The organism is uncultured Sphaerotilus sp. (assembly GCF_963924895.1).
Taxonomy (GTDB): domain Bacteria; phylum Pseudomonadota; class Gammaproteobacteria; order Burkholderiales; family Burkholderiaceae_C; genus Sphaerotilus.
In genome coordinates this window covers 1-18,162 of the sequence record NZ_CAWURG010000038.1, presented here as the reverse complement: position 1 = coordinate 18,162, position 18,162 = coordinate 1, and the positions used below count along the sequence as shown (strand labels likewise).

Annotated in this window: 17 protein-coding genes; 5 read left to right on the top strand and 12 right to left on the bottom strand. The window is 68.1% G+C overall.

What is annotated here, in order from left to right; all coding sequences use genetic code 11:
* Positions 1-7 precede the first annotated feature (7 nt).
* Together AABN02_RS14030 and AABN02_RS14025 are read left to right on the top strand one after the other, a co-directional pair.
* Complete coding sequence (locus AABN02_RS14030) at positions 8-1,282, top strand: FAD-binding domain-containing protein (protein WP_338415552.1); 1,275 nt, start codon at positions 8-10, stop codon at positions 1,280-1,282.
* Positions 1,212-1,970, top strand: coding sequence for an SDR family oxidoreductase (locus AABN02_RS14025; RefSeq protein ID WP_338415551.1), 759 nt, complete (start codon positions 1,212-1,214; stop codon positions 1,968-1,970). Before AABN02_RS14030 ends, AABN02_RS14025 begins: the two co-directional genes overlap by 71 nt.
* A 12-nt stretch (positions 1,971-1,982) precedes the next feature.
* On the opposite strand, the gene AABN02_RS14020 is transcribed toward AABN02_RS14025, so the two are convergent.
* From AABN02_RS14020 to AABN02_RS13965, 12 genes are all read right to left on the bottom strand, one after another.
* Positions 1,983-3,308: a TRAP transporter large permease gene (locus tag AABN02_RS14020; protein WP_338415550.1), complete on the bottom strand. Its 1,326-nt coding sequence runs from the start codon at positions 3,306-3,308 to the stop codon at positions 1,983-1,985.
* Positions 3,305-3,793 (bottom strand): TRAP transporter small permease subunit, encoded by a 489-nt coding sequence (locus AABN02_RS14015; RefSeq protein WP_338415549.1) that lies wholly within the window; start codon positions 3,791-3,793, stop codon positions 3,305-3,307. The genes AABN02_RS14020 and AABN02_RS14015 overlap by 4 nt, the downstream gene beginning before the upstream one ends.
* Positions 3,790-4,818 carry a TRAP transporter substrate-binding protein gene (locus tag AABN02_RS14010; RefSeq protein WP_338415548.1) on the bottom strand — a complete coding sequence of 343 codons (1,029 nt, stop codon included), beginning with the start codon at positions 4,816-4,818 and terminating at the stop codon, positions 3,790-3,792. The genes AABN02_RS14015 and AABN02_RS14010 overlap by 4 nt, the downstream gene beginning before the upstream one ends.
* Before the next feature lie 49 nt (positions 4,819-4,867).
* Complete coding sequence (locus AABN02_RS14005; RefSeq protein ID WP_338415547.1) at positions 4,868-5,878, bottom strand: PDR/VanB family oxidoreductase; 1,011 nt, start codon at positions 5,876-5,878, stop codon at positions 4,868-4,870.
* Positions 5,865-6,647: a GntR family transcriptional regulator gene (locus AABN02_RS14000; protein WP_338415546.1), complete on the bottom strand. Its 783-nt coding sequence runs from the start codon at positions 6,645-6,647 to the stop codon at positions 5,865-5,867. The genes AABN02_RS14005 and AABN02_RS14000 overlap by 14 nt, the downstream gene beginning before the upstream one ends.
* Positions 6,648-6,663: 16 nt before the next feature.
* Positions 6,664-7,752, bottom strand: coding sequence for an aromatic ring-hydroxylating dioxygenase subunit alpha (locus AABN02_RS13995; protein WP_338415545.1), 1,089 nt, complete (start codon positions 7,750-7,752; stop codon positions 6,664-6,666).
* Between the two features lie 94 nt (positions 7,753-7,846).
* Entirely contained in the window at positions 7,847-8,578 is a 732-nt protein-coding gene (locus AABN02_RS13990; protein WP_338415615.1) for a FadR/GntR family transcriptional regulator, read from the bottom strand.
* Between the two features lie 55 nt (positions 8,579-8,633).
* Positions 8,634-9,782, bottom strand: a complete 1,149-nt coding sequence (mmsB, locus tag AABN02_RS13985; RefSeq protein WP_338415544.1) for a multiple monosaccharide ABC transporter permease — start codon at positions 9,780-9,782, stop codon at positions 8,634-8,636.
* On the bottom strand, positions 9,783-11,312 hold the full coding sequence (mmsA, locus tag AABN02_RS13980; protein WP_338415614.1) for a multiple monosaccharide ABC transporter ATP-binding protein: 1,530 nt from the start codon (positions 11,310-11,312) through the stop codon (positions 9,783-9,785).
* Positions 11,313-11,364: 52 nt separating this feature from the next.
* Positions 11,365-12,438, bottom strand: a complete 1,074-nt coding sequence (chvE, locus tag AABN02_RS13975; protein WP_338415543.1) for a multiple monosaccharide ABC transporter substrate-binding protein — start codon at positions 12,436-12,438, stop codon at positions 11,365-11,367.
* Positions 12,439-12,487: 49 nt separating this feature from the next.
* Positions 12,488-13,420 carry a dihydrodipicolinate synthase family protein gene (locus AABN02_RS13970; protein WP_338415542.1) on the bottom strand — a complete coding sequence of 311 codons (933 nt, stop codon included), beginning with the start codon at positions 13,418-13,420 and terminating at the stop codon, positions 12,488-12,490.
* A 10-nt stretch (positions 13,421-13,430) separates the two neighbouring features.
* Positions 13,431-15,173 carry an IlvD/Edd family dehydratase gene (locus tag AABN02_RS13965; protein ID WP_338415541.1) on the bottom strand — a complete coding sequence of 581 codons (1,743 nt, stop codon included), beginning with the start codon at positions 15,171-15,173 and terminating at the stop codon, positions 13,431-13,433.
* Between the two features lie 135 nt (positions 15,174-15,308).
* Here AABN02_RS13965 and AABN02_RS13960 point away from each other — a divergent pair, with 135 nt between their 5' ends.
* From AABN02_RS13960 to AABN02_RS13950, 3 genes are all read left to right on the top strand, one after another.
* Complete coding sequence (locus tag AABN02_RS13960) at positions 15,309-16,076, top strand: SDR family oxidoreductase (RefSeq protein WP_338415540.1); 768 nt, start codon at positions 15,309-15,311, stop codon at positions 16,074-16,076.
* On the top strand, positions 16,076-16,978 hold the full coding sequence (locus AABN02_RS13955; protein WP_338415539.1) for an SMP-30/gluconolactonase/LRE family protein: 903 nt from the start codon (positions 16,076-16,078) through the stop codon (positions 16,976-16,978). The genes AABN02_RS13960 and AABN02_RS13955 overlap by 1 nt, the downstream gene beginning before the upstream one ends.
* A 262-nt stretch (positions 16,979-17,240) precedes the next feature.
* Entirely contained in the window at positions 17,241-17,906 is a 666-nt protein-coding gene (locus tag AABN02_RS13950) for a hypothetical protein (protein WP_338415538.1), read from the top strand.
* Positions 17,907-18,162 lie beyond the last annotated feature (256 nt).

Here is an 18,162-nt window from a genome sequence, read left to right as displayed (position 1 = left end):
TCCCACGATGACGCCCTCCCCCACACTGGCCGCCGCGCAGGCCCGCCTGGCCGCGGTCGACGCACTCGCCTACGCCCACACGCGCAACCACCTGGATGGCGCTGTCACGGGTCTGTCGCCCTGGATCACCCACGGTGTCCTCAGCTTGCCGCAGGTGCTCGCCGGCATCGCCGCCGGCCAACCACCGGACCGGCCCATCGACGCCCAGCACAAGCTGGTCTTCGAGCTGGGCTGGCGCGCGTATTTCCAGCATGTCTGGGCGCACCGCGGTGACGCCATCCTGACGTCGCTGCACGAAGGTCCGCTGCCCGACGCCGCCTATGCGCGCGGCGTGCCGAGCGACGTCCGCGAGGCCCGGACCGGGGTGCCGGTGATCGACCAGGCCGTGCGCACGCTCTACGCCACCGGCAGCCTGCACAACCACGCCCGGCTCTGGCTGGCCAGCTACCTGGTGCATCTGCGCAAGATCCACTGGCGCAGCGGCGCCGAGTGGCTGATCGGCCACCTGCTCGACGGCGATGTGGCCAGCAACCACCTGAGCTGGCAGTGGGTCGCCGGCACCAGCAGCCACAAGCCCTACCTGTTCAACGCCGACAACGTCGCCAGCCACGCACCACCGGCCTGGCACAGCCCGGGGACCGTGGTCGATGTGCCCTACGAACTGCTCGACCGCATCGCGCGCCTGCGCAGGCCGGTGCCGACCCAGCCCCTGCCGCTGGGCGTCGACGAGCCGGCGCTGCTGCCCTCGCCACCCGCGGCGCTGGAGTTCACCTCGCCCGATGCCGCCCAGGTGCAGGGCCGGGACGTCTGGCTGGTGCACCCGTGGGCGCTGGGCGCGTTGCCGGCCGATTTGCCAACCGACACGGTCGTGCTCGGCCTGGTGGTGAACGAGGTGCACAACCTGCGGCCGTGGAGCGCGGCCCGCTGGCAGTTCGTCGGCCAGCGCATGGCCGAACTGACGCCCCACCGCTGGCAGGCCACAGCGCGGGACTGGCGGCAAGTGCTGCAGGGCGCCCGCTCCGTGCAGACCACCGGCAACCTGCACCTGCAGCGCACGCTCGACACCTTGGCCACCAGCCGGCCGGCCGAGACGCTCTTTCCCGAGGTGGAGCGGCCCTGCACCTCGTTTTCGCAGTGGTGGACGCGCGTGTCGCGTGCGCCCTCCCCAGCCCTGCTGGCCGCCTTGACCCCATCCCATTCCGGAGAACCGCATGACCCCCTTGACCACACCCACGTCCCCGATCGCCCTGGTGACCGGCGCCCGCGGTGGCATCGGCCGTGAGCTGTGCCGCCAGTTGCGCGCGGCCGGCAACACCGTGGCGGCGGTCGGCCGGGGTGGCGATGCGCTGCAAGCCGTCGAGGCCGACCTGCACATCGCCGCCGACACGACCACGCCCGAAGGCGCCGCCCTCGCCATCGCCGCCTGCCGGGAAGCCTTCGGCCGCGCGCCAACGCGGCTGGCGCACTGCGTGGGCAGCACGCTGATCGCGCCGCTGCACCGCACGAAGCCCGAGCAGTACCGCGAGGTGCTGCGCGTGAATCTGGACAGCGCCTTCTTCATGCTCGGCGCGTGGGTCGAGGCGCTGCGGGCGTCGGGCGAGCCGGGGGCGGCGGTGTTCGCCAGCTCGGTCGTCTCGCGCATCGGTGTGGCCAACCATGAAGCGATCGCGGCAGCCAAGGGCGGCGTCGAAGCGCTGGTGCGCAGCGCCGCGGCCACCTACGCCGCCGCGGGTCTGCGCATCAACGCCGTCGCCCCCGGCATGACCGACACCCCGATGACCGCCGGCATGCTCAAGCTCGACGCGATGCGCGAGGGCGCTGGCCGCCAGTACCCGCTCGGCGGCGTGCAGACCGCCACCGAAGTCGCCGACGTGATGGCCTGGCTGCTCGGGCCGCAATCCGCCCGGCTCACCGGGCAGGTGATCGCGGTGGACGGCGGCTTCACGCAGATCCGGCCACTGGTGAAGTGACGGCTTGACGGACTACTTGAACAGCAGCGTCACCAGCCCCAGGCTGATCGACGGGAACACCAGCAGCGCCAGCAGCCGCAGCACGTCGCTGGCGAGGAAGGGAAACACGCCCTTGTAGGTCTCGTTCATCGACACGTCGCGGGCAATGCCGTTGACGACGTAGACGTTCAGGCCCACCGGAGGCGCCACCAGCCCGATGCCCACCGTCATCAGCACCAGGATGCCGAACCAGATCGCCTTCGGCTCGGCCTCCAAGCCCATCAGCGGCAGGCCCATGATGGCCGGGAAGAGCACAGGGATGGTCAGCAGCAGCATCGACAGCTCGTCCATCACGCAACCCAGCACCACGTACATCAGCAGCACGCCGCCCACGATCAGCAACGGCGAGACCTGCAGGTGGCTGACCCACTGCGCCAGCGCCGCGGGCATCTGCGTGAGGGCCAGCGCCGCGTTCATCATGTCGGCGCCGAGGAAGATCATGAACACCATCGCCGAGGTTTCGGCCGTGCCCAGGAAGCTGCGCAGGATGGCCGCCCGGTCCAGCTCGCGCCGGCCCACGCCTGCCAGGAAGGTGCCCACCGTGCCCACGGCCGCGCCCTCGGTCGGCGAGAACACGCCGCCGTAGATGCCGCCGAACACCACCAGGAAGATCAGCACGATCGGCCAGATGTTCAGCAGCGCGGTCCAGCGTGCCGACCAGGCCAGCGGCGCGCTCGGCGTTGCCAGCTCTGGCCGCAGGCGGCAGACGATGGCGATGACGAACAGGTAGCCGGCCATCGCGATCAGGCCGGGCACGAAGGCCGCGGCGAAGAGCTTGGCGACGTTCTGCTCGGTCAGGATGGCGTAGACCACCAGCGGCACGGAAGGCGGGATCAGGATGCCCAGCGTGCCGCCGCAGGCCAGCGTCGCGGTGGAGAGCCGACCGTGGTAGCCGTTGGCCTTCATCTCCGGGTAGGCAACCTGCGTGATCGTGGCAGACGTGGCCACCGACGAGCCGCAGACCGCACCGAACGCCGCCGCCGCCAGGACGGCCGCCATTGCCAGCCCGCCGCGGATGTGCCCGACGAAGGCCGCCGCCGCCTTGAACAGATCGCGGCTCAGACCACCCTGCGTGGCGAACTGCCCCATCAGCAGGAACAGCGGAATCACCGACAGGTCGTAGACGGTCAGGCGTGCGACCGGCGAGCCCTTGAGCTGGTTGAGCAGCGCCATGTCGTTGGTGAGCGCCCAGTAGCCAAGCGCACCGGGAATGAACATGGCCGCGGCGATCGGCACGCGCAGCGCCATCATCAGCAACATGCCCGCGAACATCAGCAGGCCGATCGTGGTGGGCGTCATGCGGCGTGCTCCTCGGCCGCCGAGTCGGTACCCGTGACCGCCTGCACCACGGCGACCAGCGCCGTCAGCGCCAGCCCCGGCGCCAGCAGCGCATAGACCCACCACATCGGCAGGTCCAGGATCATCGTCGCCTCATGCGCTTCCAGCATGGCCTGTGCGCCGGCGGCTGTGCGCCAGGCCAGCAGCCCGGCCATCGCGGCGAGCAACAGCGCGCCCAGGCCGTCCAGTCCGCGCAGCAGAGACGGCCCGGCCTTCTGGGTGAAGAAGTCCACGATGATGTTGGCGCGCCGCACCTGTGCCCAGGGCAGGCACAGCGAGAGGCACAGCGCGATGCCGAACTGCGTCAACTCGACATCGCCCGGGATCGGCTTCGACCACAGCGCCCGCCCGGCGATGCTCACCACCACCATCAGCGCCACCCCGGCACCACACAGTCCGCCGAGCACCGCGAACCACCCGGCCAGCCGGGACAGCGCCGCGCTCATTTCTTGTACTTCACCAGCAGCTCGCGGGCGTCCTGCAGCAGCTGCTTGCCGTTCAGGCCACGCTTGTCCATGTCGGCGGTCCAGTCGTCATACAGGCCCGCCGAGGCCTTGACCCAGTTGTCCATCTCGGACAGCGGCAGCCGGTAGAAGACATTGCCGTGGTCCACCGCCGCCTTGCGGCCGATCGCCTGGCTGTTGTCCCAGATCTTGCCGATGGCCTGCGAATAGGCCGCACCGCTGTTGTTGTCGATGACCTTCTTCAGCTCGGGGCTGAGGCCGTCGTACTTGGCCTGGTTCATCGCGAAGACGAAGACCGCGCTGTAGAGCGCCGGGCGCGAGGGGTCGGTCTCGGTGTGGTACTTGACCATCTCGTGCAGCTTCAGCGAGGGCATCACCTCCCAGGGCAGCAGGAAGCCGTCGATCGTGCCCTTGCTCACCGCGTCGGGCAGCGCCGGCAGCGGCATCCCCACCGGCGAGGCGCCGAGCGCGGCCAGCAGCTTGTTGGTCTGGCGGGTCGGGGCGCGCATCTTCAGGCCCTTGAAATCGGCCAGCGTCTTCACCGGCTTCTCGCGGGTGTGGACATAGCCCTCGTCGTGGACCCAGGTGGCCAGGATCTTGGTGCCCGGGAACTCCTTGAGCGCGTTCTTCTGCAGGTAGTCCCACGCCGCACGGGCGCCCACCTCGGCCGAGTTGGTCATGAAGGGCAGCTCGAACACCTCCATCGCCGGGAAGCGGCCGGCGGTGTAGCCGGGCAGCGTGATGACGACGTCGTCCACGCCATCCTTCACGCGGTCCACCAGCTGCGGCGGCGTGCCGCCACCGGACATCGCCGGCAGCACCTGGCACTTCATCTTGCCGGCCGACTCGGCGGCGATCTTGTCGCACCAGGGCGCGATGACGTTCACCGAGGCCATCGCCTGGGTGTTCCAGATGTGGTGGAACTTGAGGGTGACTTCCTGGGCCTGGGCGGCGCCGGTCAGACACAGGGCCGCGGCGACAGCGGTGGCAAGGCGGGTGGGGTGCATGTTCTTGTCTCCTGGGTGAATCGACTTGTAAATCGGTGGAGCATGAAGCTCAGCTGGAAGCCTCGGGACGATAGCTGCTGTCCAGCACGACGCAAGCGGGGCTTCCCGACACGCGCGACACGCAGGCGCACAGCTGCCGCCCTGCCGCGCGCTGGACGGCGGACAGGAAGACGTCGCGGTGGTCGATCGTGCCGCCCTCGACGGCCAGCACGTCCACCGCGCACAGCCCGCATTCGCCGCGCCGGCAGTCCGCCAGCACCTCGACGCCAGCCCGCTCCAGCGCGTCGAGCAGCGTGGAATCCGCCGGCACGTCGATCGTCAGTCCGTGGCGGGGCAGCTTGACCGTGAAGGCCTGCGCCGCGTGGTCGCCGCTGGTGCCGAAAGTCTCGAAGCGCAGCTGCACCGCCGGTCGCCCGGACGCTGCCCAGGCGCTGCGCACCCGCGCCATCAGCGCGGCGGGGCCGCAGACGTAGAGCTGCGCCTGTCGCCCCAGCGCGGCGATCTCGGCCTCGAGGTCCAGCGTCTGGCCCGCGCCGGTGACGACGGTGCGCAGCCGGTCGCCGAGCATCTCGGACAGCCGGTCGGACAACACGAGTTCCTCCGCGCTGCGCGCCACCTGCAGCATCCGCACCCGCACGTCGCCGCGGGCCGCGGCCCGCGCCGCCAGCGCCTGCGCCATGCCGACCAGCGGCGTCACGCCAATGCCGGCCGCCAGCAGCAGCACCTCGGTCGCGCGGTGGTCGAGTTCGAAGTGGCTGGCCGGCGCGCGCACCTGCAGCCGCGCGCCCTCCTCCAGCCGCCACATCGCCCGCGAGCCGCCACGCCCGCCCGGCAGGTGCTTCACCGCGATGCGCCACACGCCGCCCCCGGGCAGGCCGACCAGCGAGTAGTGGCGCGACACCGTGCGGCGCTCGCCGACGGGTACCTCGACGCCGAGGTGGCTGCCGGGCGCGTGGGCCACGGCGCCACCATCAGGGCGCAGGGTGAATTCGCGCACGGTGGGACTCAGGTCGGTGATCCGGTCCACGGTGACGGTGTAGGTCTGGTCACTGGCTTTCATGGGGGTGTCCTCCATGGGCGTTGAACGGTGCCACGGCGGCCTGCAGCGGTCGCAGGCCGCCGGGCTGGCGCAGGGCGGTTTCCAGGCGGCGCCGCGCGATGCGGGCGTGCTCGCGCATCAGGGCCTCGGCGCGGCTGCCCTCGCGCTGTTCGATGGCGTCGAGCACCTGGCGGTGCTGGTCCTGCGCGATGCGCAGCACCGCCTGACCCGCCGGCGCACCAACCTGCACGCCAAGGAAACCGCTCGGCGAGGCAAACGGCAGCAGGCTCGCCCGCGCCAGCTCCCGCTGCAGCAACTCGCTGCCGGACATCCGCCCGAGCAGCGCATGGAAGCCGCCGTTGTGCCGCACATAGGCGGCGAAACCGGGCTCAGCCAGGGTCGGGGCATCGAGCGCGGCGTCGATCGCGTCGAGGTGGCGGCGGGCCAGGGCCAGCAGCGCCTCGTCCACGCCGCGCTCGGCCGCCATGCGCGCGGCCAGCCCTTCGAGCGTGCCGCGCAGCTCGATCGCGTCGCGCAGATCCTGTTCGCTGAACTGCCGCACCCGGTAGCCGCCGCCCGCGCCGGCCGCTTCGAGCAACCCTTCCTGCTCCAGCCGCAGCAGGGCCGCCCGCACCGGCGTGCGCGACACGCCGAGCCGCTCGGCCAGCGGCACCTCCAGGATGCGCTCGCCAGGCGGCAGCGCGCCCGAGACGATCAGCTCGCGCAGCCGCTGCTGCGCCTGCACGGTCTGCGTCGGTGCGACGTCGAGTTCGGTGACTTCCAGGGACATGGCGAGCCAGTGCAGCTCAAGCTGCGCGGATCGGAATGACCGGCGCGCCCGGACGCTGCTCGGCGGCAATCTGGCGGTCGATCAGGCGGCGCGCCCAGAGCGAGCCGGCGTCGATGTTGAGATTGCTGAAGCGGTAACCGGGGTGGGCGTCGATGGCGCGCTGCTGGGCTTCGAGGATCACTTCGTCCTCGCCGAACACGCGGGTCACGCCCTCGCGCAGCTCGGTGGTGATCTTCTGCTCGCTCAGCAGGTAGTTGCGGCAGAAGGCCCAGAAGTAGAGGCAGGTCTTGTCGGTCGACGGCGTGATCGTGTTGAGCACGTAGCCGTTGACGCCCTGGCTGCGGTCGCTGGCGTGGCCCTCGTGCGGAACCGCGCCCGTGCCCGCCTTGGCCACACCGACGTCGATCGCCACGGTGCACGGCGCCTCGAAACGGATGATCTGCCAGCGGTCCACCGGCCCGGTGTAGCCATGCGCCTGCCGGATCTGCGAGGCCCAGAACGGCGGCGCCTCGATGCCGGACATCCAGCGCGTGATCGTGGCCGTGCGGTCGCCGTGGGTCGCCACGAACGGCGCCTCGGCCACTTCCGCGTTGCCGATGGAGCTGCCGTGCACGAAGGTCTCGTGCGTCAGGTCCATCAGGTTGTCGATCACCAGCCGGTAATCGCAGGCCACCTCGATCAGCTTGCCGTCACCGGCCCAGGCGGGGTCGTGGTTCCAGTGCAGATCGGGCACCAGCGCGGGATCGGCCAGCGCCGGATCCCCCGGCCAGACCCAGACGAAGCGGTGGCGCTCGACCACCGGATATGCCGGCACGCAGGCGGACGGGTTGATCGTTTCCTGCGAGGGCATGTGGGTGCAGCGGCCCTGGCCGTCGTACTTCAGGCCGTGGTAGCCGCACTCCACCTCGTCGCCGACCAGCCGGCCGAGCGAGAGCGGCAGCAGCCGGTGCCAGCAGGCGTTTTCGAGCGCGACGGGCTCACCCGTGGTGGTGCGGTACAGCACCATCTGGCGGTTGGCAATGGTGCGGGGCAGCAGCACGCGCTTGACCTCGTGGTCCCAGGCGGCGGCGTACCAGGCGTTGAGGGGAAAGGTGGCAGCGGACATCGAGACTCCCTGGACAGGGTTTGATGTCCATCAATGTATACACACGACGCCGACATGGCACCAGTGAAACTACCAGTGCCTGGGGTTCAGCGCCTCATGCCTGCTGAAGATCGGTGCCGGCCAGACCTTCTTGTATACACGGCACCGTCGGCACCTCCAGCACCTCCGACAGATCACCCAGCGTCTCGTCAAGCTGCACCAGCGTGGCCTGCCGGGCACCGAGCGGATCGCGGTGCTGCAGCGCGGTGAGGATGGCCTTGTGGCGCGGCAGCGAGAGCGCGTGGGTATCGGGGTGGCGGCTGCTGAGCTTGATCGACTCGCGCAGCGCCAGCGAGAGCATGTTGCCGATGTAGGCCAGCAACGCGTTGCCGGTGGCTTCGGCGATGCGGCGGTGGAAGGCCAGGTCCGGCTCCAGCAGCGCCTCGGGCGTGGGCGCGGCTTCCATCGCGGCGAAGGCGCTGGCGATGCCGTCGAGTTCGGCGTCGCTGGCGACCTGCGCGGCCAGCGCAGCCGCAGCCGGCTCGAAGATGCGCCGCACGGTCAGCAGCGTCTGGACAAACTCGCCCTGCGGCTTGGCCTGGATCAGCCAGTACAGCACGTCCGGGTCGAGCAGGTGCCAGTCGCTCTGGGCGCGCACCGTGGCGCCGGCCCGCTGGCGCGACATCACCAGCCCCTTGGCGACCAGCACCCGTGTGGCCTCGCGCAGCACCGGCCGGCTCACCTCGTAATCGGCGCACAGCGTGGCCTCGCCCGGCAGCCGATCCCCTGGCTTCAGGTCGCCGGAGACGATGCGCATCCCGAGGTCGCGCACGATGCGCCCGTGCATGCTCTTGCGGTCGGGCGGCTCGCGGTAGTGCGGATCGGCAAACGGCGGTTTCACTTCATCCCTTCTTCTTGTTGTAGACGTCCACGAAGACCGCAGCGAGCAGCACCAGGCCCTTGATGACCTGCTGGTAGTCGATGCCGATGCCGAGGATGGACATGCCGTTGTTCATCACGCCCATGATAAAGGCGCCGATCACCGCTCCCAGCACCTTGCCCACCCCGCCCGAGGCCGACGCGCCGCCGATGAAACACGCGGCGATCACGTCCAGCTCGAAGCCGAGGCCCGCCTTGGGCGTGGCCGTGTTGAGCCGCGCCGCGAACACCAGCCCCGCCAGCGCCGCCAGCACGCCCATGTTCACGAAGGTCCAGAACGACAGCCGGTCCGTCTTGATGCCCGACAGCCGCGCCGCCTTCTCGTTGCCGCCGAGCGCGTAGAGGCGCCGGCCGATGACGGTGCGCTGCGTCACGAAGTCGAACAGCGCCATCAGCAGCGCCATGATGATCAGCACGTTCGGCAGGCCCTTGTAGGTCGACAGCAGGTAGGCGAACAGCACGATCAGCCCGACGAAGACCAGGTTCTTGCCCGCGAAGAAGAGCAGGGGCTCGCTCACCATGCCGTGCGCGGCCTGCTGCGCGCGTTCGCGCACCTTCAGCCAGGTCAGCCCCACCGCCAGCGCCAGCCCGATCAGCAGCGAGGTGATGCGCAGGTGCTCGCCCTCGAACACGTCGGGAATGAAGCCCGAACTGAGGAGCTGGAAGGTGTCCGGGAACGGCCCGACCGACTGCCCCTGCAGCAGCGCCAGGCTCAGGCCCTTGAACACCAGCATCCCGGCCAGCGTGACGATGAAGGACGGGATCTTCATGAAGGCGACGAACCAGCCCTGCGCCGCGCCGATCACGCCGCCGCAGACGAGGCACACCAGCGTGGCCGGCACGAAATGCCAGTCGTATTGCACCATCAGCACGGCGGCCAGCGCCCCGATGAAGCCCACCACCGAGCCGACCGACAGGTCGATGTGCCCGGCCACGATCACCAGCAACATGCCCAGCGCCATGATGACGATGTAGCTGTTCTGCAGGATCAGGTTGGTGAGGTTGAGCGGCTGCATCAGCGTGCCGTCGGTCATGACCTGGAAGAAGGCCATGATCGCGATCAGGGACATCAGCATCCCGTACTCGCGGAGGTTGTGCTTCAAGGCTTCCATTCAGCGCACTCCCGAGGCAACCGAGGCACCCGACGAAACGATGGACCGCATGATCTTTTCCTGACTCGCCTCGGCGGCGGTGAATTCGGCGACAAAGCGCCCTTCGTTCATCACGTAGATCCGGTCGCACATGCCAAGCAGCTCGGGCATCTCCGACGAGATCATCACGATGCAGCGCCCTTCGGCCGCCAGCCCCGCCATCAGGCTGTAGATCTCGAACTTGGCGCCCACGTCGATGCCGCGGGTCGGCTCGTCCAGGATGAGCACCTGCGGCTGCGAGAACAGCCACTTGCTCAGCACCACCTTCTGCTGGTTGCCGCCGGAGAGGTTGCCCACCGTCTGGTACACGTCCGAGCAGCGGATGCCCAGCGCGCGGCGGTACTCGTTGGCGACGGTGAACTCGCGGCCCGCGTCGATCACGCCGTGGCGCGACACGCCGGGCAGGTGCGCCAGCGTGATGTTGTGGTCGATGCCGTGCTCCAGCACCAGACCGTAGCCCTTGCGGTCCTCGGTGACGTAGGCGATGCCGTGGTCGATCGCCTTCTGGATCGTGCTGACGTCGGCCGGCTGGCCCTGGACCAGCACCTGCCCGCGGATGCGCTGCCCGTAGGAGCGCCCGAACACGCTCATCGCCAGCTCCGTGCGGCCGGCGCCCATCAGGCCGGCGATGCCGACGATCTCGCCGCGGCGGGCGGTGAGGCTCACGCCCTTCACCACCTGGCGGTCGGCGTGCAGCGGGTGGTGCACGGTCCAGTCGCGCACCTCGAACACGGTCTCGCCGATGTCGGGCGTGCGGCGCGGGTAGCGGTCGGCCATCTCGCGGCCGACCATGTGGCGGATGATCACGTCCTCGCTGACCGGCGCGTCGCGGCACTCCAGGCTGTGCACTGTCGCCCCATCGCGCAGCACCGTCACGGCGTCCGCCACCTTGGCGATCTCGTTGAGCTTGTGCGAGATGAGGATGCAGGCAATGCCCTGGCGCTGCAGGTCGAGCAGCAGGTTCAGCAGCGCGTCGCTGTCGGTCTCGTTCAGGCTGGCGGTGGGCTCGTCGAGGATGAGCAGCTTCACCTCCTTGCTGAGCGCCTTGGCGATCTCGACCAGCTGCTGCTTGCCCACGCCAAGCTCGTCGATCAGCGTCGTCGGCGACTCGGCCAGACCGACCTTGTCGAGCAGCGCGCGGGTGCGGGTGTGGCAGGCCTGCCAGTCGATCACGCCATACCGCGAGGGCTCGTTGCCGAGGAAGATGTTCTCGGCGATCGACAGCAGCGGCACCAGCGCCAGCTCCTGGTGGATGATGATGATGCCGAGGTGCTCGCTGTCGGCGATGCCCGAGAAGGCGCGCGGCTGGCCGTCGAAGACGATCTCGCCGCTGTAGCTGCCGTGCGGATAGACGCCGCTGAGCACCTTCATCAGCGTGGACTTGCCGGCGCCGTTCTCGCCCACCACGGCGTGGATCTCGCCCGCCTGCACGCGCAGGTTGACGTTGTCGAGCGCCTTGACGCCCGGGAACTGCTTGGTGATGCCGCGCATCTCCAGAATTGTGGTCACGGTGCGGTCCCCGGTCGGTGCGTCACTGGGTGCGTTACTTGATCTGGCTTTCCTTGTAGTAGCCGCTGTCGATCAGGATCGGCTTCCAGTTCGTCGCGTCCACGCTGACCGGCTTGAGCAGGTAGGACGGCACCACCTTGACCCCGTTGTTGTAGGTCTTGGTGTCGTTGATCTCGACGGTCTTGCCGCTGAGCATCGCGTCGATCATGCCGCCGGTGACCTTGGCCAGCTCACGGGTGTCCTTGAACACGGTCGAATACTGCTCGCCGCGCAGCATAGACTTGACCGAGGCGACTTCCGCGTCCTGGCCCGAGACGAAGGGGTACGGCTGCTTCGGCGTGCCGTAGCCGACGCCCTTCAGCGAGGACAGGATGCCGATGCTCAGGCCGTCGTACGGCGACAGCACGGCGTCCACGCGGGCGTTGCCGTAGTAGGCGCTGAGCAGGTTGTCCATGCGCGCCTGGGCGACGGCACCGTCCCAGCGCAGCGTGCCGACCTTGTCCATGCCCATCTGCTTGGAGCGCACGACCAGCTTGCCGCTGTCGATGTAGGGCTTGAGCACCGACATCGCGCCGTCATAGAAGAAGAAGGCGTTGTTGTCGTCCGGCGAGCCGCCGAACAGCTCGATGTTGAACGGGCCCTTGCCGCCGGCCAGGTTCAGCGCCTTGACCAGCGAGCCGGCCTGCAGCACGCCGACCTGGAAGTTGTCGAAGGTGGCGTAGTAGTCGACGTTCTTGCTGCCCTTGATCAGGCGGTCGTAGGCGATGACCTTGACGCCCTTGTCGGCCGCCTTCTGCAGCGCGTTGGACAGCGTGGTGCCGTCGATCGCCGCGATCACCAGCACCTTCACGCCCTTGGTGACCATGTTCTCGATCTGGGCGAGCTGGTTCGGGATGTCGTCGTCGGCGTACTGCAGGTCGGCCTTGTAGCCCTTGTCCTTCAGCACCTTGACCATGCTGTCGCCGTCCGAGATCCAGCGCGCCGAGGACTTGGTCGGCATCGACACACCCACCAGGCCCTTGTCCTGGGCGTAGGCGGTGCCGGTCAGTGCAAAGGCGGCGACCAGGCCGGTGGCGAGCGTCGTCTTGAGCATCAGTTTGCGGTTCATCGTTGTCTCCTGTGGGCAATCGAGCCAGCCGGGCTCAGCGGGTTGGAATTCAGCGACCCCAGCGCAGCACCAGCGGATCGAGCCGGCGCGCCGTCTCGATCAGGCCGGCGCGGGTGGCGGGGTGCATCGCTGGCAGCGGGTGGCGCGGCGCGTCGCTGGCGATCACGCCGCCCTCCTGCATCAGCGCCTTGCAGGCCAGCAGGCCGCACTGGCGGTTCTCGAAATTGATGAGCGGCAGCCACTGGGTGTAGAGCGCCACCGCCTCTTCGCGGCGACCTGCGCGGTAGGCGTCGACGATCAGGCGGATGCCGTCCGGATAGGCGCCGCCCGTCATCGCGCCGGTGGCCCCGGCGTCCAGATCCGGCAGCAGGGTGATCGCCTCCTCGCCGTCCCAGGGGCCTTCCACGGCGTCGCCGCCCAGGCGGATCAGCTCGCGCAGCTTGGACGCCGCCCCGGCCGTCTCGATCTTGAAATACGACACCTGCGCGATCTCCTGCGCCATGCGGGCCAGGAACTCGGCGGACATCGGCGTGCCGCTGATCGGCGCGTCCTGGACCATGATGGGGATGTCGATCGCGTGCGAGACCGTGCGGTAGAAGGCGTGGATCTGCGCCTCCGACACCCGCAGCGTCGCGCCGTGGTAGGGCGGCATGACCATCACCATCGCGGCGCCCTGGTCCTGCGCGCGGCGGCTGCGCTCGGCGCAGAGGCGGGAGCTGAAGTGCGTCGTCGTCACGATCACCGGCACGCGGCCGGCGACGTGCGCCAGGATCGCGCTGGTCAGCGTCTCGCGCTCGGCATCCGAGAGCACGAACTGCTCGGAGAAGTTCGCCAGGATGCACAGGCCGTTCGAGCCGGCGTCGATCATGAAATCGACGCAGCGCAACTGGCTCGGCAGGTCCAGCTCGCCGGACGCGGTGAACGTCGTCGGCACGACCGGGAAGACGCCGACATGGCGGGGATTGCGGGCAGAAAACGTCATCAGTGCAGCCTCAATGCGAGTGGCGCGGCACCTCGGCCCCGCGGCATCCGACCAGGAAATCGAAATCGCAGCCTTCGTCGGCCTGCAGCACATGCTCGACGTAGAGCTTGCGGTAGCCGCTGCCATCGGCCGGGATGGCCTGGCGCGTCTCGGCCCAGACGGCCAGACGCGCCTGCAGTTCCTCGTCCGACACCTCCAGGTGCAGCCGGCCACCGGCACAGTCCAGCTCGATCCAGTCGCCGCTCTGCACCACCGCCAGCGGCCCGCCGGCGCGCGCTTCCGGCGCGACGTGCAGCACCACGGTGCCGTAGGCCGTGCCGCTCATGCGCGCATCCGACAGCCGGACCATGTCCGTCACGCCCTGCGCCAGCAGCTTGGGCGGCAGGCCCATGTTGCCGACCTCGGCCATGCCGGGGTAGCCCTGGGGACCGCAGTTCTTCAGCACCAGCACCGAGTCGGCATCGACCTCCAGCGCCGGATCGCCGATGCGCGCCTTGTAGTCTTCGAGGTTCTCGAACACCACCGCCCTGCCCCGGTGCTGCAGCAGCGCGGGCGTTGCCGCCGACGGCTTGAGCACCGCACCCCGCGGCGCCAGGTTGCCGCGCAGGATGCAGATGCCGCCATCCGCCACCAGCGGCTTGTCCAGCGGGCGGATCACCTCGTCGTTCCAGAGCGGCGCGTCCTGCACGTTCTGCCACAGCGTGCGGCCGTTGGCGGTGAGCGCGTCCGGGTGCGGCAGCAGGCCCGCCTCGCCCAGCCGGCGCAGCACGGCCGGCAGGCCACCCGCGTCGTGGAACTCTTCCATCAGGAAACGCCCGGAGGGTTGCAGATCGACGATGGTCGGCGTGCCGCGGCCGACGCGGGTCCAGTCCTCCAGCGCCAGCTCGACGCCGATGCGCCCGGCGATCGCCTTCAGGTGGATCACCGCGTTGGTGGAGCCGCCAATCGCCGCATTGACGCGGATCGCGTTCTCGAAGGCCTCGCGGGTCAGCAGTTTCGACAGCGTGAGGCCCTGCAGCGCCATCTCGACGATGCGCATCCCGGACAGGTGCGCCAGCACCGAGCGCCGCGCATCCACCGCCGGAATCGCCGCGTTGTGCGGCAGCGTGACGCCCAGCGCCTCGGCCATGCACGCCATGGTGGAGGCCGTGCCCATCGTGTTGCAGGTGCCCGCCGAGCGCGACATGCCCGCCTCGGCCGACATGAATTCGTGGATCGAGATCGTGCCCGCCTTGACCTGCTCGGAGAGCTGCCACACGGCGGTGCCCGAGCCGATGTTGCGGCCCTGGTGCTTGCCGTTGAGCATCGGCCCGCCCGACACGGCGATCGCCGGCACGTCGCAGCTCGCCGCGCCCATCAGCAGCGCCGGTGTCGTCTTGTCGCAGCCGACCATCAGCACCACCGCGTCGATCGGGTTGCCGCGGATGGCCTCCTCGACGTCCATGCTCGCCAGATTGCGCGTGAACATCGCCGTAGGACGCAGGTTGGACTCACCGTTACTGAACACCGGGAACTCGACCGGGTAGCCACCCGCCTCGAACACCCCGCGCCGCACACGCTCGGCCAACTCGCGGAAGTGGGCGTTGCAGGGCGTCAGCTCGGACCAGGTGTTGCAGATGCCGATGATGGGCTTGCCTTGGAACTCGTGGTCCGGGATGCCCTGGTTCTTCATCCAGCTGCGGTACATGAAGCCGTTCTTGTCCACGGTGCCGAACCATTCGGCGGAGCGGAGCTTGCGGGGAGACGACGTCATGGCCATCGAGACTCGGAAGTGACAGTGATCGAATTAAAGTATGACTTTATTTCCAATGCCCCCGGTAAAAACCCTCAATGCAGGGTTCAAGAGCAAATTTAGTATGACTACATGTCTTCAACGCCACCTCTTCCCATGACCCGCTACGCCACTTATCCCAGCCTCACCGACCGTTCGGTGCTCATCACCGGCGGCGCCACCGGCATCGGCGCCACGCTCGTGCGCGAATTCGCCGCGCAGGGCGCGCGGGTCGGCTTCATCGATCTGGATGCCGCCTCCGGCGAAGCGCTGGCTGCCGAACTGGCGCCCGCGTCCCGCCACGCGCCCTTCTTCGTCCACGCCGACCTGACCGACATCGACGCGCTGCAGGCGGCCATCGCCACGGTCGCCGCCGCGTGCGGGCCGATCCTGGCGCTGCTGAACAACGCGGCCAACGACGTGCGCCACAGCATCGAGTCGACCACCTCTGCCTCCTGGGACCAGGGTGTGGCGGTCAACCTGAAGCACCAGTTCTTTGCCGCGCAGGCGGTGGCGCCGGGGATGCGGGCGGCGGGCGGCGGCTCGATCGTCAACTTCGGCTCGATCAGCTGGATGCTCAAGCAGGGCGGGATGCCGGCCTACACCGCGTCGAAGGCGGCGGTGCAGGGCCTCACCCGCGGGCTGGCGCGCGACCTGGGGCGCTTCAACATCCGCGTCAACACGCTCGTGCCCGGCTGGGTGATGACGGAAAAGCAGCTGCGCCTGTGGGTGGACGACGCGGCGCGCGCCGACATCTCACGCCTGCAGTGCATCGACCAGCCGCTGATGCCGGCGGACATCGCCCGCATGGCGCTGTTCCTGGCGGCGGACGACAGCGCGCTGTGCACGGCGCATGACTTCCAGGTCGACGCGGGGATCGTCTGATGGCGCCGGACCCAACCCAGGCGGAATTGCTGGTCGATGCACAGGCCCGCCTTGGCGAAGGCCCGCTGTGGTGCCCGGTCGAGCAGGCGCTGTATTGGACCGACATCCAGTCCTCGATCCTCAGCCGCTGGTGTGCGGCGGATGGCGCGGTGCGGGTCTGGCCGATGCCGGAGCGGCTGGGCAGCTTCGCGTTCTGCGAGGAGCCGGGGCGCTTGCTGCTCGCGCTGGCATCGGGCGTGGCGCTGTTCGATCTGGAGCGCGGCGCGCTGCTGACGCCGATCGTGCCGGTCGAGCCGGAGAACCCCACCACCCGGCTCAACGACGGCCGCTGCGATCCGCAGGGGCGTTTCGTGGTCGGCACCTACAACCAGACGCCGGACGAGGCGCCGATCGGCCACTTCTACCGCATCACCTCCACGGACGGGGCGCTGCACGTGGAGCGCCTGCCGCTGCCCAAGATCGGCGTTGCCAACAGCCTCGCCTTCAGCCCGGACGGCACGCGGATGTACTTCACCGACTCGCCGACGCGGCAGATCTGGTGCGTCGACTACCACGCCGACGGACGGCTGGGCGCGCCGCGGCCGTTCGTGCAACTCGGGGCACACGAGGGGTTTCCGGATGGCGCGACGGTCGATGCCGAGGGCGGTCTGTGGAGTGCGCACTGGCGCGGGCACTGCGTCGTGCGCTACGACGCGGACGGGCGCGAGACGGACCGGCTGGCCTTGCCGGCGAGCCAGATCACCTGCCCGGTGTTTGGCGGGGCGGGGATGGACGAGCTGTTCGTGACCTCGGCGCGGGCGGGGGTGACGGCGGAGGAACTGCGCGGGGAGCCGGCGGCGGGTGGGGTTTTTCGGTTGCGGCCGGGGCAGCGGGGGGTGGCGCCGCATCGGTTTCGGGGCTGAACACAGCCACTCTGGCTACCAGCCCGAACTTGTCTGTGAAAAAATTCACAGGCAAAAAGCAGGTCGAAACCTATGCTCCTGTGGTTTTGACGGCGTAACTCGTTACGCCAGCGGCGCAGGCTTTGCGCTCGACGTTACGGGAGTTAAACCATGCAGGTCACAGAACATATATCAATCTTGGTGCGGACTTACGTTCTGTCGCTCGCAAGCTGATACGCAGCAGCATGGTTGTTACACATGCAAGGCGTTAGGCCTATCACTCATGAATAAAAAAATACTCATTGCAAGAATACTGATCTTGGGAACAATCGCAGTTCCGCTTGTTGTCTATATGTACGTGTTCGGAGCAAAGCTATCGTCAAACCATACCCAGTGGGCCGAATTCGGATCTGCGATCGGTGGAATCTACTCGCCTCTCGTAGCCCTACTTACGTTAGCTGTGCTGGCGAAGCAGGTCACGCTACAAGCTCAGATGAACGTACACGAGTCCGATCAGGCGTACCTGCAACAGGCGAGAGAAGACATCGAGTTTTACAGCACACAAATGGCGCAGGCTGTTAACTGCATGGTGCTTCCTGGAAAATCTCTTCGTGCCGTGCTGCATGAAAACTTTGAATGCCAAAACATCGCAGAACTGGACTCGCAAGAACTGAGGCAACTAGCTGCCAATATTCACGCATCTATCCCCCCAGCCCTGGATATTTGGGCAGCCATATACCCAATTTTCATGGGGCTGGAAGCCGGCAAGACGCGCATGTACACCATGACGCTGGGCTCGTCCTCGCAAAAGCTGATCGCGCTTCTCAGTTTCGAAACTTGCGTAGCAATCGATAATTTACATCGAGCCAGATCTGAAGGTCGGGCGAAGGTCAATTATGTGTTCAGTCCCCTTCTGAAAAACGAGTGCGCTCTTGATCGATCGGTCTAATAGTTCATTCCACAGGACTGCCTACAGTAGCCTGTGAATTCAGGCGCTAGTTCTCACTAGATGAAGTCGATGCGTCTTGCCACTCTGCTAAGCAGTCTCAATCAAGTTTGATTGTTGTTTAAAATTTATACGATTGCCTGTAGAATTTTGGAATCAAATCAATGATATGAGACCATGCTCAAGAGCCGTGACTTCTCGCTTTCCCCAGAAGACCTAGAAAAGCTCCGCAAAATCGAGGCCAGGGATGAGAACTGGC